The following is a 23,119-nucleotide window of genomic DNA, read 5'->3' on the forward strand; positions in this document are numbered from 1 at the left end:
TTTTTCACAAACTAAAGGTAAGGGGAGAAAACCATCATTATATTTAATGGTTACTAACAAGAAGAAATTTATAAATAAATTATTCGTTCATTTCGTTTCGGATTGATATATTTATGGATATCAAATTAGTAGTATTTCTGTTAGGAAACACTCGCTGATACGAATTTTCTTGTGCTTATGGTACAAGTGATTATGCAAAGTATATAGGGAATTTAAAAGTATTATTTTATATCAAGATATTAAGAATATATAACGTTTTAAAAACTTTAAAACGTTATATAAAGATTTATTTATATTAGAGGTGATAGGAAAATACATTCTCCATTTATCGAATGAAAAGGTATGTTGTTATTGTTTAAGTAGTTAAGGAATAAATTGGGTAAGTAGAATTAAGGAGTCTATACTCCTTGTATGTTGAATTTCATTTAGAATGGATATTTAAGCAAGGGATTGATTTGACATGACTATAGGTAACAATAAACAAGTATATGATTTAACCCATCCGCAACAACGGATTTGGTATGTAGAAAAATTGTATCCAGGTAATCCAATCAATAATATTGGTGGGAAAATGATAGTAAAAAAAGCATTGGATATTAAAATTCTTCAGAAAGCAATTAATTTGGTTGTCAAAAATAATGACGGTATGCGAATGCAATTTTTAGATGAAGATGGAAAAATAAAAATGTATATAGAGAATTACCATCCATTTTCTGTGAGGTATCTTGATTTTCGTAAATATGAAAGTCCTCAGGAAGAACTTCAGAAGTACATTGAAGCTGAGTCTAGAAAAACATTTGATTTACTTGGAAAGCCTCTGTATAATCTTTCTATTTTTCGAAACAGTGATCACGAAACAGGAGTAATTATTTCAGTGCATCACATAATTCTTGATGGATGGTCTCTAAATCTCTTTTTTTCTCAGTTGGCTAAAACATATAATCATTTAGTTTATGGAAGTTCATTGGATGAGTTGGATACATCTTCGTATCTTGATTTTATTAAACGTGAACAAGAGTATCTCCAATCAAAACGTATGTATAAAAACAAAAAATTTTGGTCTGAGAAGTTTGAAATATTACCAGAAGAATTTTTATATAAAACATCTGAAGAATTGGCAGCCAATCGAGTAAGTTGTGAAATTTCACCAGAACAAACAAGGAAGATTAGAGATTTTTTAGAAGAAAATCAATTATCTACTAACACATTTTTTGTTTCTCTCATGGTTATCTACCTTCAAAAGATTTTATTACAAGAGGATATTATCATGGGGATGCCAGTACTTAACCGTTCAGGAAAAAAAGAAAAAAATACATTTGGAATGTTTACCTCTGTAATGCCATTTCGTTTACAGCTTTCTGAGGATGTTTCCTTTTTAGAATTGATGTCTTTAGTTAATAAAGAAGTATCTTCTTGTTTTTTTTATCAAAAATACCCTTATAATCTGTTATTACAAGATATTGAGCTATTGAAAAAAGGTTATGATAATCTCTTTCAAGTATGGGTTAACACCTATTCAACAGAGGTACAAGAAAAGTTTGATGACATGCCATATCAATTAGAAGAGTATTCAAATGGGAATACACTTTATTCATTACATTTGATTGTGAAAGAATGGGATCCCCAAAAAATATTTTTAGAATTTGATTATAAAATGAGTGATTATTCTGCTCAAGATATCGAAAGTCTTTTTGGATATCTGGAATATATGATTGAGCAAATATTAGAAAAACCAGAAATCAATTGTAGTCAATTAGCATTAATGAGTGATAAAAGGCAAGAAGATCTACTTGAGAAATTTAACCAAACTGAGGTGGATTTTCAACATGATAAGCTACTACATGAGCCATTTGAGGAGCAAGTGAAAAAAAATCCAGATTGTGTCGCTTTGATTTTTGAAGATCAGACTCTGACATATAGGGAACTGAATGAACGCTCAAATCAATTGGCTAGAGTATTAAGGGCTAAGGGAATTGGTCCGGATATGATTGTAGGTATCAGGGCAGAGCGGTCATTAGAGATGGTCATTGGGATATTTGGCATTTTAAAGGCGGGCGGAGCATATATGCCTATTGATCCTAGTTTTCCTAAAGACCGGGCATTATATATGTTAAATAATAGTAGTAGCTCGATTCTTCTGACTCAATCAAAGTTTGCTTCAGATATCGTATTTAATGGTGAAGTAATCCAGTTAGAAGATGAGGCGCTTTATTATGGCGAGACAAGTAACTTAGAAAAAATCACTTCAGCAGCCAATCTTGCTTATGTAATATATACGTCAGGCTCTACAGGTCAACCAAAAGGGGTGATGATTGAGCATATTTCAGTAATGAATCGATTAAACTGGGGACAAAAAACATATCCAATTGATGAGCGTGATATTATCATGCAAAAAACACCTTTTTGTTTTGATGTTTCGGTGGTGGAGTTATTTTCGTGGTCGATGGCAGGAGCAGTATTATGCTTACTTGTACCTGGCGGAGAAAAAGAACCAGAAGTGATAGTGAAAACTATTGAGAAGAAAAACATAACGAGTATTCACTTCGTAGCATCTATGTTAAATGCATTTTTGGATTACATTGAAAGCACAAATGGTATTGAACGTATCGCAACTTTAAGAAGAATTTTTACAAGTGGTGAAGCAGTTAATCCACAACAGGTGAATCGATTCAATAAAATATTGTATGAGAATAAACAAATCACACTACATGATTTGTATGGGCCCACTGAGGCTTCTATAGAGGTATCGTATTTTGATTGCTCTACAAATTCCGAATATACTAGGATTCCGATTGGCAAACCAATTGATAATGTATCTCTCTATGTTGTTAATCCTAAGAACTATAAGCAACTCCAACCGATAGGAAATGTAGGCGAATTATGTATTGCCGGAGTTTGTTTAGCACGGGGCTACTTAAATCAAACTGATTTGACTAATGAGAAGTTTGTAGAGAATCCATTTTTACCCAACACTAAGATGTATCGTACAGGTGATTTGGCAAGATGGTTACCTGATGGAAATATTGAATATTTAGGGCGAATGGATGAGCAGGTTAAAATTCGAGGTTATCGAATTGAAATTGGTGAGATTGAATCGGGAATCCTTCGATATCCTGAAGTAATTGATGCAGTCGTGATTGCTAGAAAAAATTCTTATGCAGAAATTTATCTCTGTGCATATGTTGTTTCACATAATGAGAATATTATCCAAGAGATACGAGAGTACTTGTCTCAGACTTTACCTAGTTATATGGTTCCATCATATTTTATTAAACTTGATAAAATACCATTAACAGCAAACGGAAAGTTCGATAGAAAGATATTGCCAGAACCAGAAGGTATTCGTAGGACAGAACATGAATATATTGAACCGAGTAATGAAACACAGACAAAAATAGCGAGTGTATTTCAGGATGTGTTAGGTATAGAACAGGTAGGCATTGAGGATAATTTCTTTTTACTTGGTGGGGATTCCATTAAAGCTATTCAAATCATTTCCCGTCTTCGTCAAGAGAATATCCAGTTACAAGTGAAAGACATCTTGCGCCATCAAACTATTGCTAATCTGACATCTTGCATAAATATGGTGACACAGAAAAAAGAGTATTTTCAAGGTATTGTCGAAGGTGAGATGGAATCCTTACCAATTCATTCATGGTTTTATGAACAATCTTTAGTAAACCAGAATCATTATAATCAGACAATTATGTTAAAGGTGAATTCTACATTAGATATTCAAATATTAAGGCAAGCATTTGGTGAATTAATATCTCATCATGATGGACTACGCTTAAATTACAATTGTTCGACTAAAAAGCATATTTTTAGCAACACTTATATTAATGAAGAATTTCCTATCCAAGAATATGATTTGACACGCCTCTCAAAAGAAGATCAAGAGAAAGAAATAATCAACATTGGAACACATCTTAAAGGAAATTTCGATCTTACTGGTAGTTTATTAATAAAAGCCGCAATCGTTTGTTTATCATCATCAGAGAAGCAATTAATGATTACTGCTCACCATATAGTAATTGACGGTGTTTCTTGGCGTATTCTTTTAGAAGATCTTTATACTGCATATCAAGCAATAAAGGTTGGTGAGGCAGTTCTTTTACCAAAAAAGACAGCTTCATTGAAGGAGTGGTATGAGAATCTAGCAATATATGCACAGGAGACAGATTTTTCAGAGGAAACTGTCTACTGGAAAGCAATCGAGGAAAAATCGTTTGTATTGCCATGTGAAAAGACAATTAGTAATTGGCAATTGTTCAATTTCAATACAATCCGTGATTGTCTAAGTGCTGATGAAACAGAGAAGTTACTCAAAGATACATATAAGTCTTATAAATTAGAAATTCAAGAAGCTCTGCTTGTGGCATTTGCTCAGACGGTTAAAAAGGTTTTTCATCAGGAAGAAATGATTATTGAGCTTGAGGGCCATGGAAGATTTCTTCCAGATACTGATGTTTCGCGTACCATCGGATGGTTTACGTCAATGTATCCTATTCATTTAATATGCAATCAGAATGATTTATTTGAAAACATTAAGGTAATTAAAGAACAATTGCGTTCCGTTCCTAATCAGGGATTTGGGTACGGATTGCTAAAATATCTGCTGGGACGTTTGTCAAATAATGAGAACCAGCGAGTTCAACTCCGTTTTAACTACTTGGGGCAATTCTCTGGAAAAAAAGACAATGATTTATTTGGCGATTTTACAAACCTTTTAACAGGTGAGGAAATATGTCTAAGTAACGACTCATCAGCACTAATTGAAATTAATTGTATGGTTTTAAATGGGATTTTCCATGTTTGGGTAACTTATCATGAACAAGCGTTTAAAGTCGATAACATGTCAGATTTTGTTCAAACCTATTTGCAACAACTTCGAATGCTTATTCAGCAAACTGGATTAGAAGAGAAAGTGTACTTTACACCGTCAGATTTTGAAAACATAGATATTAATCAGGAAGACTTAGAACAGTTATTTAATTAAAGGGAGAGGAGAGGGTGAAATGCAGAATTTAGAAATCAAACAGTCATCTAATAAAATTGATAAACATAACGTAGAAGATATTCTTCCCTTAACTTCTATGCAGGAGGGGATGTTGGTTAGCTACGTATCTAATCCAAAGAGTTACCAATATCTAGAACAATTGTCTGTAACGCTAAAAGGTGAAATGGATTTATCCCTTATTGAACAGGCATGGCAGCATTTGATTGAATCTAATGAGATGTTGAGAACTGTCTTCCGGTGGGAAAAGATTGAGAAACCTGTTCAAATTGTGCTGAAAAATTATAATATTCCAATCCGCTATATTCAAAATATGGGGGTAGAAGAGGTAAAATTAGAAGAACGCTTAGCATTAATTGATTTGCGTACAGAACCTCTAAAAGTGGCATTAGTTCCTATTGATGCACAGACACATGAATTAATTATTACTCATCATCATATTTTGTGTGATGGATGGAGTTACGGAATCCTTTTCAAGGAACTTTTGGAGTCATACAGTCAACTTTGTGAAGGGAAAATATTAAAAAAGAAAAACAAAAACAAATATAAGGAGTATGTGAACTGGCAAAGGAATAGTAACAAAGAGATTCAAAAACAATATTGGAATAACTATCTAAAAGGCTTTGATACCATTAGTCAGTTGCCGCATAGTAACAATAATGAAGAGTCTAGCAAATTAAAAGAGGTTGGAAAATATATATACTCATTTCAGCCTGAATTAAACGAAAAAGTTAAGAAATTTACTAAAGAACAAAAAATTACACTAGCTAATTTATTCTATAGTGTATGGGGGCTTGTTTTACAGAGATACAATAACAATGATGATGTTGTATTTGGTACAACGATTTCTGGGCGTAATGTAGAGATTAGTGGTGTGGAAGAAATCGTGGGTATGTTTATTAATACACTTCCGCTTCGTATTAAAACAGATGAGGGACAAACTGTGGAGCAGTTCTTAAGTAATGTAGAACACATGCTTCTAGAAAGGGAAGAATATGAGAGTACACCGTTGATTGATATAAGGTCTTATAGTGAGCTTAGTAATAAGGAATCTTTGTTCAATTCAATTGTTGTTATTGAAAATTATCCACTTGAAAGCCGATTGACAGAACAAAACCAAAAGCTTTTAATTGCAGATTACAACATATTTGAGATAAACAATTTTGATCTGACCTTGCAGTTTGTTACGTTTGAAAAATTAGAGTTACATATTTCATATAATCCAGAATTATTTACTAGTCAATTAATTGAAAGATTATGTTCTCATTATATTTTATTATTATCTAGAATTATAGAGAATAAGAATCAGAAAGTTACTGAAGTTGATATGTTAAGTGAATTAGAAAAGCAGCAGATTTTAGTGGACTTTAATCAAACGTCAGCTTCTTATCCAGTAGAAAAAATGATTCATCAAATATTTGAGGAGCAGGTGTCGCATAAACCAGATCAGATAGCGGTTATATATGAACATCAGTGTTTTACGTACCAGGAATTAAACGAGCGGGCAAATCAATTAGCTAGGTTACTTCGTAAAAAAGGGGTACAGGCAGACACAATTGTGGGGATTATGGCGGAACGTTCGTTCGATATGATGGTGGGGGTGCTTGGAATCTTGAAAGCCGGTGGAGCCTATCTTCCGATTGATCCACAATATCCAACAGAACGTATTACATATATGCTTGAAAATAGCCAAAGTCATCTTTTACTCACTCAAAAAGGATTGACGTGTAATTTTTCATTTAATGGTGAATTAATTGATTTAGAAGATGAAAAAATATATCGAGAAAATTCTAGTAATTTAGAACCGCTCAGTGATTCTAAAAGTCTTGCATATGTCATTTATACTTCTGGATCCACTGGGAAGCCGAAAGGCGTTATGATTGAACATCGCTCTGTAATTAATCGTATTAATTGGATGCAAAACAGATATCCTATTAGTGAAAAAGATGTAATCTTACAAAAAACACCATTTAGCTTTGATGTATCTGTTTGGGAGTTATTTTGGTGGGGCTTTACGGGAGCAAGGGTATGTTTTCTTATTCAAGGTGGAGAAAAAGATCCCGCGGAAATTTTTAGAGTAATTAAAGAACATAATGTTACAACGATTCATTTTGTACCTTCTATGTTAAATGTTTTCCTTGACTATGTTGAATTGAATCAAGTGTCTAGTGAAATTTCTAGCTTGCGTCAAGTTTTTGCTAGTGGAGAAGCACTACATATACAGCAAGTAGAGCGTTTTAATAATTTATTTAAGCATAAAGATGACGCTAGCTTGTTTAACTTGTATGGACCAACAGAAGCTACTGTAGACGTTTCGTACTTTGACTGTCCTAAAGATTTGAAGCTAAAAAGTATTCCAATTGGTAAACCGGTGGATAACACAAGTTTATATATTATAAATCGGTATAACCAATTACAGCCTGTTGGTGTGCCTGGTGAATTATGTATTGCTGGAGACGGATTAGCTCGTGGATACTTGAATCGTCCTGATTTAACAAACGAAAAATTTGTTGAGAACCCATTTGGTCATGGAAAGCGTATGTATAAGACTGGAGATTTGGCAAAATGGAATGCGGATGGAGATATAGAATACTTAGGAAGGATTGACCATCAGGTAAAAATTAGAGGCTATCGAATTGAATTAGGAGAGATTGAAAGCGAATTATTAAAACACCCAACAGTAAAAGAATGCGTTGTTATTGATCGAATTGATCAAAATAATCATAAGTATCTTTATGCATACTTGGTAGGAGATAATGAGATAGACACAGGAGAGATTAGAGATTTCTTAAAACAGCAATTGCCTATGTTTATGATACCCGCTTTCTTTGAGAAAATAAGCAAATTACCACTTTCTCAAAACGGGAAAGTAGATCGAAAGACATTACCATTAAAAGTAAACTATATTAAAGATTTGGATACCTATATACCGCCAAGAAATGAACTAGATTGTAATTTAATAGATATTTGGCAAGAGGTATTGGGTGTGAAAGGAATTGGGATTGACGATAATTTCTACGAGTTAGGTGGACATTCTATTACAATGATGAATATCCTCTCTAAAATTGAGAAGAAGTTAGGTTTAGAAGTTCCGTTTAAAGTTTTTCTGGAAAATTGCTCAATTCGTACTTTAAGTGACAAGTTGGCCAATAATAAACTAAATACAATGGAAAAAATGACGTATCCAGAAGCACAATGTAATCCAAGTGAATTATACATGCCATTCCCTCAAACAAATATCCAAATGGCGTACGTAGTTGGACGTTCAGATGTATTTGAAATGGGAGGAGTTTCGACTCACGCATATGCTGAGATAGAGACAAAACTTGATATTCAAAGACTCAATGATGCATTAAATAAGGTAATCAATCGTCATCCGATGTTACGTGCAATCGTATTAGAGAACGGAAAACAAAAAATTTTAGAAAATGTTCCTTTGTACAGTATTGAACGTGTGGATCTAAGACACCTTGACGAAGAAAAACGAGAAGAATTGTTAATGAAGGAACGTAAACAGATGTCCCATCACGTATTTGTTCATGATCAGTGGCCTTTATATGAATTTAAAGCGTTCCATATCACTGATGCAAAGTCCTATCTTTTCATTGGATTTGATCCATTAATTGCCGATGCTGCTAGTTTACAAATCTTGTTACGTGATTGGATGGATATTTATTACAATAAAATAGAACAGTTACCTAAACTGGACTTTACATTTAGAGACTATATGCAGGCATATGATCGTTTTAAGAAAAGCGAGATTTACCAGCGTGACAAACAGTTCTGGTTAAAGAAATTGGAAGATTTTCCATCTGCGCCTGAATTACCGTTGAAACAAAAACCAGCGGAAGTGAAAAACCCGCAATTCAAGCGTTTGGCAAAAACGTTTAATAGAACTGAATGGAATAAATTTAAGAAAATTGCTCAAGAACATCAAATTACGCCATCTGCTTTATTGTTAGCGATATATGGAGAAGTATTAGCTTATTGGAGCAATCAGTCGCATTTAGCAGTCAATGTTACGGTATTTAATCGTTATCCATTTCATAAAGATATACAGCATATAATTGGAGATTTTACTTCAACCATTTTAACAGAATTTAAACCAAGAGAAAGTGAATCTTTTTGGAAACGAATGGAAACTGCGCAAGGGACATTGTTTGAGGCTTTGGAACATCGTCATTATGATGGGGTAGAATTTATTCGTGAAATCTCGCAGAGAAAGCAATTGGGGACAAAGGCATTAATGCCAATCGTCTTTACCAGTGCTTTGTTCAATGATGGACACGATGCAATGAATAAACTCGGTGAGATGAAGACAGGAATTACACAGACGTCTCAAGTTTATATTGATAATACTGTATTGGATGAAAACGGAGAATTAGTAGTACGTTGGGATTATGTTGAACAGTTATTTGAACAAGAAACGATTAATTGTATGTTTACCCAATATATCGAGATAATAGAAAATATATTATCTGAAAGTGAAAAGGAATATGTATTCAAAATGTCTGTACGTGACCAAAATTTATTACAAATGTACAATAAAACAAAAGAAGATATTCCTGTAACACTACTTCATCAATTGTTTGAGGAAAAAGCAAAGCGTTTACCACTTCAAAAGGCATTAATATTTGAGAATGAGAGTTTAACGTATCAAGAATTAGAAAAGCGATCCAACCAAGTAGCTCATTATCTCTTAGAACATGGTGTTGGGCCAAACAAGCTAGTTGGTTTATTAGCTACCCGTTCTATTTCTACCATTATTAATGTTTTAGGAATTTTGAAAGCTGGTGCTGCCTATGTTCCTGTTGATCCCGCATATCCAAAAGATCGGCAAGAATATATACTTTCCAATAGCCAATGTCTATTACTTATTAAGCCAGAACTCTATCAAGAACAAAACTTGGAAACCTATTCAACCATGCCTTGTAAGGTAGACTCAGATCCATCTAATATAGCATACATTATTTATACTTCAGGTAGCACTGGTAAACCTAAAGGAGTAACTATGACACATGCTGCCGCCGCAAATACGATTCTTGATATTAATCGAAAATTTAATGTGAATGAAAATGATCGTGTTATAGGTATTTCCTCTATGTGCTTCGATTTGTCTGTATACGATATCTTTGGAACGTTGGCTGCAGGAGCAACATTGGTGTTAGTAAATGATCAACGTGATGTGAAAAACTTATATCGAACTGTGAAAGACAAAGGGATTACGATTTGGAACTCGGTTCCGGCGATAATGGATTTAATGCTTAATTATACAGAGGAAAGAATAGAAGAAAATGAAGATGAGATTCAAATTAAACCATCTGAAGTTTTCTATTGGTCGCCTGCATTTCAATGGAAGCTTGTTAATGGTGAGATTACCATTGATGGTAAGGTGTATAGTGGATTAGGATTAGATACGTTTCTACAACTTTATTCATTCACACAAGAAGGTGTGAAATTAAATGAGCTTGCAGAGAAATTCCTAAATGAAGATCAAGAGAAATTAGATAGCTTTATCTCGAGGCTAGTAGATGAAAAAATCCTTGTAAATTCGATACTTGGTCCACATGAGGTTTTTCATCCAATTTTGAAGGAGTTTAGCAATAGTTATGGTGATGAGATTTTTACTAGTATGGAGCGTTTTGAGAAGTATAAGCATGATCAATTAAAACGTACAGTGAATTCGAAACATAATCAAACTATAAATCTGGAAAATAGTGTTTCATATCCTGATTTTATTAGTAAGCGTAAATCATATCGTGAGTTTAGTCAAAAGCAAATTTCGTTTAGCAAATTTTCGAAGCTGTTATCTGTTTTTAAGCAATTTAAAGAAGGTGACACAATTCGTTATTTTTATGCAACGGCAGGTGGACTTTATCCTATTGATGTGTACGTATATGTAAAAAAAGGAAGAGTTGAGCAAGTAGACGAAGGCTTATATTATTATGATCCTGTTAACAATAAATTAAAACTAGTCAGTGAAGATAGCATAAGTAATGAAATTCATCACTATGGAAACAGGAAGATTTTTAAAGAATCTGCCTTTACGACCTTCTTTGTATATAATGCAGGAGTTAATATGCCAAAATACGGTTCTTCGGGTTATTTTTATGCTTGCTTAGATACTGGTATTATGATTGGAACATTAACGCAAAATGCTGAACTTTTACAAATGGGACTATGTTCTATTGGAGAAATTTTCTTTGATAAGATTAAAGATAAATTTCCACTTACATCCAATCATGTGTTAATGCATACTATTGAATGTGGTCTTAAACCGGGAGCTACTGAAGATGAAAATCTGATTATGGATATACCTAAACAAATAGATATAACAAAATACACTTCACTTCGTTTGGTTATGTTAAGTGGAGATTGGATTTCCATGAAACTTCCAGAGGATATTCAAAAAACATTTCCTCAGGCTGATGTAATTAGCTTGGGTGGTGCAACAGAAGCAGCAATTTGGTCTATTTATTATCCACTTAATGAACAGGTACCAGTTGATATGAAGAGTATCCCATATGGAAGACCATTGGCCAATCAACAATTTTATGTTCTTAATGAAAACATGGAATCTTGTCCTATTGGTGTAAAAGGTGAGCTTTACATTGGTGGTGCTGGGCTTGCACAGGGATATTTTAACGACCCAGAGAAAACTACTAGATCTTTCATTAACCATCATATATTTGGTTCGCTCTACAAAACTGGTGATTATGGCGTATTACATCGCGAAGGATTTATCGAATTTTTAGGGAGAAAAGATCATCAAATCAAAATCCGTGGATATCGTATTGAGATAGGAGAGATTGAAAACTGCGTGCTTAAACTCCCTTTCATCAAGAAAGTTATTGTTGTCGACAATACAGACGATAATGGGATGAAGTACTTATGTGCTTACTTTGTAGCTGATAAAGTTTTATCTATTTCTCAGGTTAGGGAAGCTATCTCAAAAGATTTACCAGACTATATGGTACCCACATATTTTGTACAAGTTGAAAATATTGGTCTCACACCAAATGGAAAGATTGATCGCAAATCGTTACCAAAACCAGATGTAAATATGATTAATGTACAAGAGGAGTATGTTGAAGCAGGGAATAAAACTGAAGAAATCCTTGTAGATATTTGGAAAGAAGTTTTAGGGCTTGAACGAGTGGGAATATATGATAATTTCTTTGAAATCGGTGGAAATTCTGTGAAATTAATTGAAGTATTTAATAAGGCTAATAAATATTTCCAAGAAAAAATAAGAGTGATAGACTTGTTTTCTTATCCTCAAATTTCTAGTTTGGTGAATTATTTGGAAGATAATAGGGGAGTGAAGTTAGAAACTACGGGAAAAAGAAATTTGCAGTTAAAAACATTATCGATGCCAAAGCAATATTTTAATCTGGAACAGTCTATGGAGAAGTGGCAGAGTTCAACATTGAAATTTGCTTTAGAGGATAAAGTTTTTGGCAAGATAAAAGAGATTATAAAACAGGAAGATATAACATCTAATGACCTATTTTTCTCGATATTTGCTCATATGCTTTCGGATATATCTGAATATAATGATGTCACGATACAGACTGTAAATCAAGATGAAAAAAATATAACACCTGTAAAGGTTGATTTAAGTAATCTTAAAGATTTTTCTGATTTATTTAGACGAACTAAAGCAGCACGTTTATTGAAGGGAAAGGCTCATTATTCAGTCAGAGAAGTAGATAAACTATTTTCGATTAAAAAAGCTCATGAAGTGTTAGTACTTTTCTCTAAGAGACAGGTTTTTGAATCAATAGAAGAAATTGAGGGAATCTTTGATCTAGCTCTTTTGGTAGATGAAAATGCTGAGGGTGTTCAATTTGTTTATCATTATAATGCAAATCGTCTTCAAGAAGAAAAGATTGAAGAGTTGGTTTATGGTTTTGTTCAAGCAATTCATTTTATAGTTAACCAATATTCTTAAATAAAGGATGGCAGATTTTTATGAACAAATTGGCGTTGATATTTTCTGGGCAAGGATCACAATATGTGGGTATGGGAAAGTACTTCTATGACAATTTTTCAATTGCAAAAGAGACATTCATAGAAGCAAATGATGTGTTAGGTATGAATCTTACACAAATGTGCCTAGAGGATCCCCATGGCAGGTTGAATAAAACAGAATTTGTACAACCAGCAATATTGACAGTAAGTGTTGCAATGTATCGTGTTCTAGAAAAAGAATTTGGTTTGATACCTTCGTATATGGCTGGCCATAGTCTGGGGGAAATTTCCGCACTTACGTGCGCATCAGCGATCTCTTTCGCTGATGCTGTACGTCTTGTTAAAGAACGCGGTCGATTTATGCAAGAAGCAGTTCCAATTGGATTTGGAACAATGGCTGCGATTAATGGTTTGGAAGTGAGCGAGGTAGAGGATTTGTGTCGGCAGATAGCAAAGCCATCACAATCCTTGTCGATTGCATGCCACAATTCCGTGCACCAAGTGGTCATTTCTGGAGAGATACAAGTATTAAAAAAGGCTGTGAATGAGCTAATTAATAAAGGAACCGATGTTAGAATTCTTAATGTTAGCGCTCCTTTCCATAGCCTAATGATGGAGGAAGCAGCAGAGAGACTGTATACGAAATTCGGTAATATGACATTTGCAAAACCAATTTATCCGGTTGTTTCTAGTGTCACTGCTTTACCATACCGTAGTACCAATCGTATTATGGATTATCTTTCTAGACAAATCACCGAGCCCGTATTATGGCATGATACAATGGGATTTTTAAAATCGCAGGGGATTAGAAGGGTAATAGAGGTGGGTCCAAAAGATATTTTAAAAAAATTAACCCAAAAATCGTTTAGTGATGTTGAAACACTTGCACTTGAAATAAGAGGGGATTGGGAAAAAATTACGTCTGAGGAGAGTGAAAAAGCCCGAGACTCTTTTATAAAGCGATGTCTGGTTACAGCCGTGTCAACTAAGAATTTTAATCCGAGCGTGGATGATTTTGAGCGATATGCTCTTCCTGCTTATCGTTCTCTGGAAAATTTGCAGGAGAAGATAGATAACGGTCATACTTTGACAACTGAGATGATAGAATATGCGTTACGTTCTCTTCAAATTATTTTATCGAAAAAGCAAATCGCGTTTGACGAGCAACAAGATCTACTGTTGAGTATTCTGCAAGAAACAGGAAATATTGCTTTTACTTCGCTACTTGAAATGTTTCGAGAAACAGTCTCATTAACAAAATGAAATATATGAGGGGTTGGCAGGATGAGGAAAAAATTATTTGATTTTAAATCACTAAATGAAGGAAAAGAAACGTTGGATTTAAAAATTGAAAAAAGAAGGGGGCAAGAAATAAAGTCAAATAAAGATATTGCTATTATTGGTATGTCTGGGAAATTCCCAGGGGCTGATAATATCGAACAATTCTGGGATAAAATTATCGATAAACAGGACTGTGTTAGGGAGTTTTCAAGAACGCGACAAAAAGATATAGAAGCATTTTTGGCTGCTCTTCAGGAGGAAGGATATGAATATAGTGCTGGTGCTTATTTAGATGAAATTGATAAATTTGACTACCGTTTTTTTCGGTTATCACCGCGAGAAGCTAACTTAATGGACCCACATCAACGTTTATTTCTTGAGACTGCCTGGGCTACACTTGAGGACGGTGGCTATGGAGGTAAAAAATTAATAGGATCTCGTACTGGTGTATTTGTTGGCTACAGAGGGGATGAACCGAACGATTATAAAAAAATGATTTCTCAATTAGATTCGTCTTCGGGTTCAATAGCTGTTTCAGGTAATCTTACATCAATTCTTGCAAGTAGAATTTCTTATTTACTCGATTTTAAAGGGCCAAGTTTTACAATTGATTCAGCTTGCTCTTCATCATTGGTAGCGGTTCATCTTGCATGTCAATCTATTAGAACTGGTGATTGTGATCAAGCTATTGCAGGTAGTGTGAAAGTGAAAATGATTCCAACCAGTAACATTAAACTTGGGATTGAGTCCTCTGATGGGCGTGCTCGTTCATTTGATGATGATTCAAATGGAACCAGCGTAGGTGAAGGTGTTGGGGCCATATTACTCAAGCCTTTGAGTAATGCATTGCGAGATGGTGACCATGTTTATGCGGTAATTAAAGGAAGTGCCGTTAATCAGGATGGAGCTTCCATCGGTATTACTGCTCCTAATGCGCTTGCACAAGAAGATGTTATTATGCATGCTTGGAAGGATGCTGGGATAGATCCAGAGACAATTTCCTATATAGAAGCGCATGGAACGGGTACCCAATTGGGAGACCCTATTGAAATAGATGGAATTTCAAGAGCATTTCGTAATTACACACAAAAATTGCAGTTTTGTGCGATTGGTTCGGTCAAAACAAACATTGGACATCTAGATAATGCAGCAGGAATAGCAGGTTTAATCAAATGTGTAATGGCACTTAAGCATAGAAAGATTCCACCATTGATTCATTTTAAACGTCCAAATCGTAAAATCAATTTCCTGGAATCACCTTTATATGTTGCCGATAAATTACAAGATTGGGAAGTGGAAAGTAAACCAAGAAGATGTGGTATTAGCTCGTTTGGTTTAAGTGGAACTAATTGTCATATTATCCTTGAAGAGCCTCCTACATTACAGATGGAACTACAGCAAAATACTGAGAGGATTCAAGTCTTTACACTTTCTGCAAAGAGTAAAAAAGCGCTGATGCAATTAATTCGTAATTACAGTCGATATCTTTACAATCATTCTGAAGTAGATATCGCAGACCTTTGCTACACTACTAATACAGGAAGAGGACATTATAGTTATCGTTTGGCTATTTTGTGTGAAGATGTAGAAAGTTTAACACTAAAGCTCGAAGAAATCTCTCTAGATGGTTTAGAGGCTCAAATACAAGATGTTTTTTATGGTGAACATAAAGTAATAACCGGTTTCCAAGCTGACAACGATGGAAATGTAATGACAGAAAAAGACGTACGTGAATATAGTCAACAGGCTAAAAAAATCATTGATGAAATGTCTTCAATTGATTCTCTTGATCGGTATTTACTTATCTCAATTTGCAACTTCTATGTTAATGGGGCAGAGATTGAATGGGATCACATATATAAATACGGTTCTTATCGAAAGCTCAGTCTGCCAACGTATCCATTTGAGAGAACACGTTGTTGGCTAGAGGCATCTGTTGGAGAACAACCAGCAAGAATACAGAATCATAAGGAGCGTGCAACAAAAACTATTCGTATTAAGCTCAAAGGTAGAGAGAAAGATAATTATACATTGACTGAAGAGGCTATAGCTCAAGTTTGGTGTGAAGTGTTAGGATTTCGTGAGATAGATATTTTTGAAGAATTTTATCAATTGGGTGGGGACTCCCTCCATGCCACTCGTATAGTTAACTTACTTAATAAGAAATTTGGTAGTCAAATTGATATAGCTAGTTTATTGAAAAAACCGACAATTCACAAATTCGCAAGCTATTTTGACCAAGTAAATAAACTCGTGGATGGACAAAAACAAACTTCTGAAAGTGATCAATCCGTAGAAGAAACGGAATATTATCCAGTCACTTCTGCACAAAAAAGATTATATACTATTCAACAAGTTAACCCTGACAGTACAGCATATCATTTGCCGCATGCGTTTATGATTGAAGGAAAGCTCAATAGAGAGCGGTTAGAGAGAGCTTTCCGCATTGTTATTGGTCGTCATGAAGTGTTGCGTACTTACTTTGATATACAAGATGGTGAAATTGTACAAAAGATAGAACCGCGTATAGAATTTAATATTCCTGAGGTACAGTTGGTTGAAGATGAGGTGTGTTCATTTATAGAAAAGTTTTTCCAACCAATGAATTTATGTCAAGCACCACTCATGCGTGTATGTATTGTTTCTTTATCAGAAGAAAAGAATCTCCTTTTGTTTGATATTCATCATATCATAACAGATGGTACTTCCATGGGAATTATGATTAAAGAACTAATGGAGGTTTATGGAGGTAAGGATTTATCTGATATTTTATTGCAATATAAAGATTTTTCTATTATGCAAAAAAATGCACTTACTTCAAAAAGGGTAAAAGAGCAGGAGGAATATTGGACGGGCATTTTTCAAGGAAACCCTCCCGTACTTAATTTGCCTACAGACATTCCTCGTCCACACATGAGAAATCTGCAAGGTGATACACTGAATTTTATTTTGGATTCAGATTTGACTAACAATCTTCAAGATCTTGCAAATAAGAATAGCTCTACTCTATTTATGGTTTTACTCGCTATCTATTCGATTTTGTTGAAAAAATACAGTGGACAAGAAGATATCGTTATCGGTTCCCCTATCGCTGGACGATCTCATGCTGACTTGCAGAATGTTATGGGGATGTTTACTAATACATTGCCGTTACGCACTAATCCGGTAGGAAATAAGACATTTAAGCAATTTCTTGAGGAAGTGAAAAAAAATGTACTTAATGCCTATCAAAATCAAGAATATCAAATGGATGATTTGCTACAAAAAATAGATGTCACACATGATTTAAGCCGAAATCCGTTATTTGATACTATGTTTATACTGCAAAATATGGATATTCCTGATTTTAATTTTGAGGGACTAAAAATTTCACAATATCCATTGAAAGGTCGTTTTGCAAAGTTTGATTTATCACTTGAAGCACGCAATATACAAGGAGCTCTTGCTTGCCAGTTAGAATATTCAACAGAGTTATTCTATAGATCTACTATGGAACGTCTTGCTGGTCATTTTACTCAGCTTGCCGAATTAATAACTAAAAATCCAGAGATGCATATTGACGAATTAGAAATGATGACACCTATGGAAAAAATGATGATGCTAAATTATTCTAATATAAATTCTATTACAGAAAATCAGAACGTTACTACAATTCCAGCTCTCTTTGAAAAGCAGGTAGAAAAAACACCAAATTATATAGCAGTTTCTTTTGGAAATGAACAAGTAACTTATCAAGAACTAAATGAGCGGGCAAATCGTATTGCTCATGTACTTCGTCGCCGAGGGGTAAAAGCCGATTCTATTGTGGGTTTGATGGTTGATCGCTCTATTGAAATGATTACGGGAATTCTTGGTATTTTAAAAGCTGGTGGGGCTTACTTACCTATTGACCCGAAATATCCACAAGATCGTATTAAATATCTTTTAAGGGATTCTAGCGCAAAAGTCTTGTTGACACAAGATCCTTACAGTGAGTACGTTGAATTTCAAGGTGAAGTAATTGATATTTACGGAGCAGAAATAGTTCATTGTGATGCTAGTAATCCAGTTTTGATAAACAAGCCGACAAATCTTGCTTATGTAATTTACACATCAGGAACCACTGGCAATCCTAAAGGTGTTTTGATTGAGCATCGAAGTATCTTGAATTATAGTTTGGAGAAAATTAAAATATGTGATTATAAGACAGAGGATGTGACGTTACAATTGCTCTCTGTATCTTTTGATGCTTTTGGGGCAAACTTCTATCCTACCATTCTCTCGGGAGCTACCTTAGTAATACTAGGTGAAGAGGATAGTCATAATTTCTCAGATATTCCCAGCATAATTCATGATAAACGTATTACCAATATGGGGATTGTACCTTCTATGCTACGTGAAATTTTGCATCATGCCAGAGTAGAAGATTTACAATTTTTGAAGTTTATTGTGCTAGGTGGAGAAAGAGCAGATAAAGAATTGTTTCATTTAATTCAATCATTAGCACCACATGTATTACTTATTAATGAATATGGACCAACGGAAAATAGTATTGGTAGTACAATTTTTAAAGGAATGGAAGAAAAAACAGCATCTGTTATTGGGTATCCACTGCCAGGTACTCAAATTCAAGTTCTTGATAGCTATGGATCAATGTTGCCAATTGGTATTCCTGGAGAAATTTGTGTTTCGGGAAATGGACTTGCAAGAGGGTATTTAAATCGTCCCGAATTAACCGCAGAGAAATTTATTGAAAAATCAAAGGGAAAAGAAGGACGTATCTATTGTACAGGAGACATTGGACGATGGAGAGAAGATGGTACTATTGAGTACATTGGGCGTTCGGATGATCAAGTGAAAATCAGAGGTTTTCGTATAGAGCTTTCTGAAATCGAAGCTAAGTTAATTGAAATTGAAGCCATTAAAGAAGCAGTCGTTCTTGTACGAGAAGAACAAGATGTTCAGAGAAGAACAAGATGTTCAGGTATTAGTAGCTTATCTGGTCTCATCTAGAAATTGGAGTGTTATAGAGTTGCGTGAAGAACTTTCTCAAAAATTACCAGCATATATGATTCCTAGTTACTTCGCGCAAATAGAGAGCCTACCACTTACAGCTAATGGTAAAGTTGATAAATATAGTTTGGAGAGTAATCCATATCTTACTTCTAAGCAAGATTATGTTTCACCATCAAATCAATCGGAAGTATTAATTTCCCGAGTTGTTGAAGAGGTTCTTGGCATAGAGAAATTAGGAATGTATGACAATTTTTTTGAATTAGGTGCGAGTTCGCTTGAAATTATGAAAATAGCAGCCAAGTTGTCGTTACATTTCGAGTTAAGTGTCAATGACATATACAAATATCCAACAGTCAATTGCTTAGCTAAAAAAATTAGATACACAACAAATCATTTACGCCAACAAATTGAAGAAGCAAAAAAACAATTTGTTACCAAAGCAGAACAGTGGAAATTACCATTAGTAATGGATGAAAGAATAAATTCTTACGAGGAACATTGCCAAAAATATCGTAAGATCGACCTCCATGAAGCACACCATTATCAAAATATTTTACTGTGTGGTGTTACAGGTTTTTTAGGTATCCACTTGTTGCGTGAATTACTTATCAATACCAAAGCAATTGTTTATTTGTTTGTACGAGGTAATACAGTAGAAGAAGCTAGGCAAAGATTAAGGGATAAATTACGCTTTTATCATATGGAAGAGATTTATTTTCAAAATATTAATCGTGTTAAATTGTTCAACGGTGATATTAGTAAAGAATCTTTTGGACTTACAGAATTTGATTATAAATTTCTTTGTGAAAAGATAGATGCTATTCTTAACTCCGCTGCGAATGTGAAACACTATGGGGTGTTTGATAGTTTTAATAGACCAAATGTCATAGGTACTAAGAATTTGATTGAGTTTGCTGAAACCGATAAGTCCAAGCATTTGCATCTCATTTCTACTATTAGTGTAGCATCGGGGAGTATTGAAGATGTTAATCAGTGTCTTTTCACAGAATATGATTGTGATGTAAATCAACAAACGGATAGTTACTATATTCAAACGAAAATGGAAGCAGAAAAGTTAGTTATTGAGGCAAGAAGCCGAGGGATAATTACCAATATTTATCGTGTGGGGAATCTTGTATTTCAATCTGATACTGGTATCTTTCAAGAAAATATCAGTGAAAATTCTTTTTATACGTTAATTAAATCTTTAGTGAGCCTTGGTATTATTCCAGCTATTGAACTAGAAAATCTAGATTTTACTTTTATTAATGAGGTAAGTGGAGCAATCATAAAGTTAATGGATATAAAATCACTTGTAAATGAGACACATCATCTTGTTAATCCATATCGCATAAGCCTGAAGGAACTATTTGGATATATTCAGGAAATAGAGGGACAGACTCAATGTACTTCTCCAGTTCAATTTTTAGATTTTCTATTGGAATGTCTAGAGAACAATAAGTATGGAACAGAGATAGAAAATTTATTGTTTCATTCTAATCTTTTGGAACGACCGGATCAAACTATATTTGTTGTGAAAAATGGTAAAACAGACTTGCTTTTAAGAAGATTGGGGCATTTGTGGTCTAAAGTTACAGTTAGTCATATTGATAAGATGTTAAAGCATTGTAAAGAGGTGAACTTCATTGGATAATTCTATTGTTAGAACAACCCAATCTGTAGGTATTCGTTATTTTAAATTGAACTTTTTTATTCTTGTTTTCGGGAGGCTAATTTCGGGAATCGGCTCAGCTATTCTTAAATTTGGTCTGAGCCTATACGTCCTTGATATAACAGGTTCAGCAGTTTCCTTTTCCTTAATGTTAGCGAGTTCTTTGCTGCCAGGAATTTTGGTCTACATGTTAATGGGGAACTATGTAGATTCCCATAATAAAAAGAAAATAATGGTCTGGACTGATATTTTAAATGGGATTATTGTCTTATTATTCTGTGGATTATTCTATAATCAATTTGGAAATATAACTATTTTAATAGTGTTTACGATTATTGTTGGTTTCGTACAATCACTTTTTGAGCTAACCATTCAGTCTTCGGTTGCTAATGTTTTTCCGAAGGAGCAAGTAGCTAAAGTAGACTCGGCTATTCTTGGCATTGGTTCAATTATCAATGTTCTAGGGCCGGTAATTGGAGCATTTGCCTACAATAGTATAGGTATTAAACTAATTTTTTTAACTAACGCTATTACATTCCTCATTGCCGGATTTTCTACTATGTTCTTAAAATATAATCACAATGTCGAAAAAAAAGACTGGGAACTTAATGGGAGTTACTTGGAGAAAAGTAAAGTTATCTTTCGTTATTTAGAAAAAGAGAAAGGGATAAAGGCTCTTCTTATTTTTGCGGTAGTAATTAATGTAATTTACTCACCAATGATAAATTTCGTGGTGCCTTATATTAGTTATAATGTTCTTAGAGTTTCAAGTTTCCAACTTTCAATTATTCAGGCTTCATGGGCAATTGGAGAAATTATTGGTGCCATTATAATTGGCTCACGTAAATCAGTGGTACCAGCTTTAAAAAAATTAATTTTGCTAATTCAAATTCAGGCTTTACTTGTAATATCGTGGATTTGTCTCAATTTTTCTGTTTTTCAGTCGGAGGGAAATTGGCTAGTTACAATTGCCTTTAGTCTAATTATGATTGCCATTGGGGTATTTAACGTGATTCAACTTATCCCAGTGTATACATTTTTTCAAACGTATGTACCTGAAGAACTGCGAGCTCGTTTTATTGGGATTGTAGGAACGTCTTTCATGGTTTCTGTACCATTTGGAATGGCTGTGTTTGGTTTTATTTTAGAAAAATTCAATTGGACATATGTTACGGCTATGTCAGGGTTCATTATGCTTCTAATTTGTTGGGTTGTAAGTAAAAATGTTCATTATAAAGAGTTTATAAAAAATATAAAAATTAAGTGATTAGAAGGAGAATTTTCATGAATAATGCCGTTACTAGCCAGACAATTGATTCTAAGTATTATAAAAATGTACCTAATTATTTGGTTGAAAAGCTTCAAGAATTTAGAGATTCGACTCAATTCAAATCTGTAACTATTGGAGAGACTGAGTGGGAATATTTTATTACGGGTTCTGGAGTGGAGACAATTATCCTGTTGCCAGGGGAAGCACGGTATGCACAAACTTGGTTTCTACATATTTTAGCTTTGCGTGAGAAATATCGAATTATTGCACCTAATATGCCTAAAGTTAATAAAGTCAGTAAGGTAGTAGATGGCATAAAAATTCTTATAGAACTTGAAGGAATAAAGCGAGTAAGTTTTATTGGTACATGTTCAGGGGGAATAATTGCCCAATGTTTTGTACGTAAGTACCCTGATCTTGTAAAACACCTTATAATTTCAAATTCAGCTGGAAACATTGCACAATATGCAAACAAATTTAAACGGTGGTTAAAAGTAAACGAATTTGTTCCTTCATTTCTTCTACCGTATTTCTGGAAAAAAGGATTACGATATCGGTTACCTTGTGTGAAAGAGGAGTTTTCTTTTTGGAGGGCTTTTGATAATGAAATGACAGATAAATATTTTACAAAAACAGATGTTGTTGGAGAATATTGGCTATTGATTGATTTTGCGTGTAATTATCAATTTAAAAAGGAAGATCTAGAAAATTGGACTGGGAAGGTATTCATAATGGACTCTGATAATGATGAATTTATATTAGCTTCCATGCGAAAATCACTCAAAGAGTTGTATCCGCAAGCGACAACACATACGTTTCCTGCGGCAGGGCATGTAGTGGCCATTACGCGCCGAGATGAATATCTTCGTTTGGTTACTGACTTTTTAAAAATGAGTTAGCTTTCTACTCA

7 protein-coding genes are annotated in these 23,119 nt (G+C 34.1%); all 7 read left to right on the plus strand.

Translation table 11 applies throughout. From position 1 onward, the window contains the following. Positions 1 to 460: 460 nt before the first annotated feature. The 7 genes from QCI73_RS09115 to QCI73_RS09145 are packed head-to-tail and all read left to right on the plus strand — an operon-like array spanning position 461 to position 23,108. Positions 461 to 4,999 carry an amino acid adenylation domain-containing protein gene (locus QCI73_RS09115; RefSeq protein ID WP_353822787.1) on the plus strand — a complete coding sequence of 1,513 codons (4,539 nt, stop codon included), beginning with the start codon at positions 461 to 463 and terminating at the stop codon, positions 4,997 to 4,999. A gap of 19 nt (positions 5,000 to 5,018) precedes the next feature. Then, entirely contained in the window at positions 5,019 to 12,971 is a 7,953-nt protein-coding gene (locus tag QCI73_RS09120) for an amino acid adenylation domain-containing protein (RefSeq protein ID WP_353822788.1), read from the plus strand. 20 nt (positions 12,972 to 12,991) lie between these two features. Continuing rightward, positions 12,992 to 14,254 (plus strand): ACP S-malonyltransferase, encoded by a 1,263-nt coding sequence (gene fabD / locus QCI73_RS09125; protein WP_353822789.1) that lies wholly within the window; start codon positions 12,992 to 12,994, stop codon positions 14,252 to 14,254. Between the two features lie 21 nt (positions 14,255 to 14,275). Continuing rightward, entirely contained in the window at positions 14,276 to 19,264 is a 4,989-nt protein-coding gene (locus QCI73_RS09130) for an amino acid adenylation domain-containing protein (protein ID WP_353822790.1), read from the plus strand. Further along, complete coding sequence (locus tag QCI73_RS09135) at positions 19,209 to 20,921, plus strand: SDR family oxidoreductase (protein WP_353822791.1); 1,713 nt, start codon at positions 19,209 to 19,211, stop codon at positions 20,919 to 20,921. Before QCI73_RS09130 ends, QCI73_RS09135 begins: the two co-directional genes overlap by 56 nt. Beyond that, a complete protein-coding gene (locus QCI73_RS09140; RefSeq protein ID WP_353822792.1) occupies positions 20,914 to 22,206 on the plus strand; it encodes an MFS transporter in 1,293 nt (430 codons plus the stop codon). Before QCI73_RS09135 ends, QCI73_RS09140 begins: the two co-directional genes overlap by 8 nt. A gap of 17 nt (positions 22,207 to 22,223) precedes the next feature. Next, a complete protein-coding gene (locus tag QCI73_RS09145; RefSeq protein WP_332280056.1) occupies positions 22,224 to 23,108 on the plus strand; it encodes an alpha/beta fold hydrolase in 885 nt (294 codons plus the stop codon). Positions 23,109 to 23,119 lie beyond the last annotated feature (11 nt).

Origin of the sequence: Bacillus cereus group sp. MG16, assembly GCF_040459875.1 — a bacterium.
Lineage (GTDB): Bacteria > Bacillota > Bacilli > Bacillales > Bacillaceae_G > Bacillus_A > Bacillus_A paranthracis.

What these genes read in the sequence shown, in the direction of transcription:
- QCI73_RS09135 (WP_353822791.1), top strand. Translation starts at nt 19,209, where the DNA reads ATGTTCAGAGAAGAACAAGATGTTCAGGTATTAGTAGCTTATCTGGTC.
- fabD (WP_353822789.1), top strand. Translation starts at nt 12,992, where the DNA reads ATGAACAAATTGGCGTTGATATTTTCTGGGCAAGGATCACAATATGTG.
- QCI73_RS09145 (WP_332280056.1), top strand. Translation starts at nt 22,224, where the DNA reads ATGAATAATGCCGTTACTAGCCAGACAATTGATTCTAAGTATTATAAA.
- QCI73_RS09120 (WP_353822788.1), top strand. Translation starts at nt 5,019, where the DNA reads ATGCAGAATTTAGAAATCAAACAGTCATCTAATAAAATTGATAAACAT.
- QCI73_RS09130 (WP_353822790.1), top strand. Translation starts at nt 14,276, where the DNA reads ATGAGGAAAAAATTATTTGATTTTAAATCACTAAATGAAGGAAAAGAA.
- QCI73_RS09115 (WP_353822787.1), top strand. Translation starts at nt 461, where the DNA reads ATGACTATAGGTAACAATAAACAAGTATATGATTTAACCCATCCGCAA.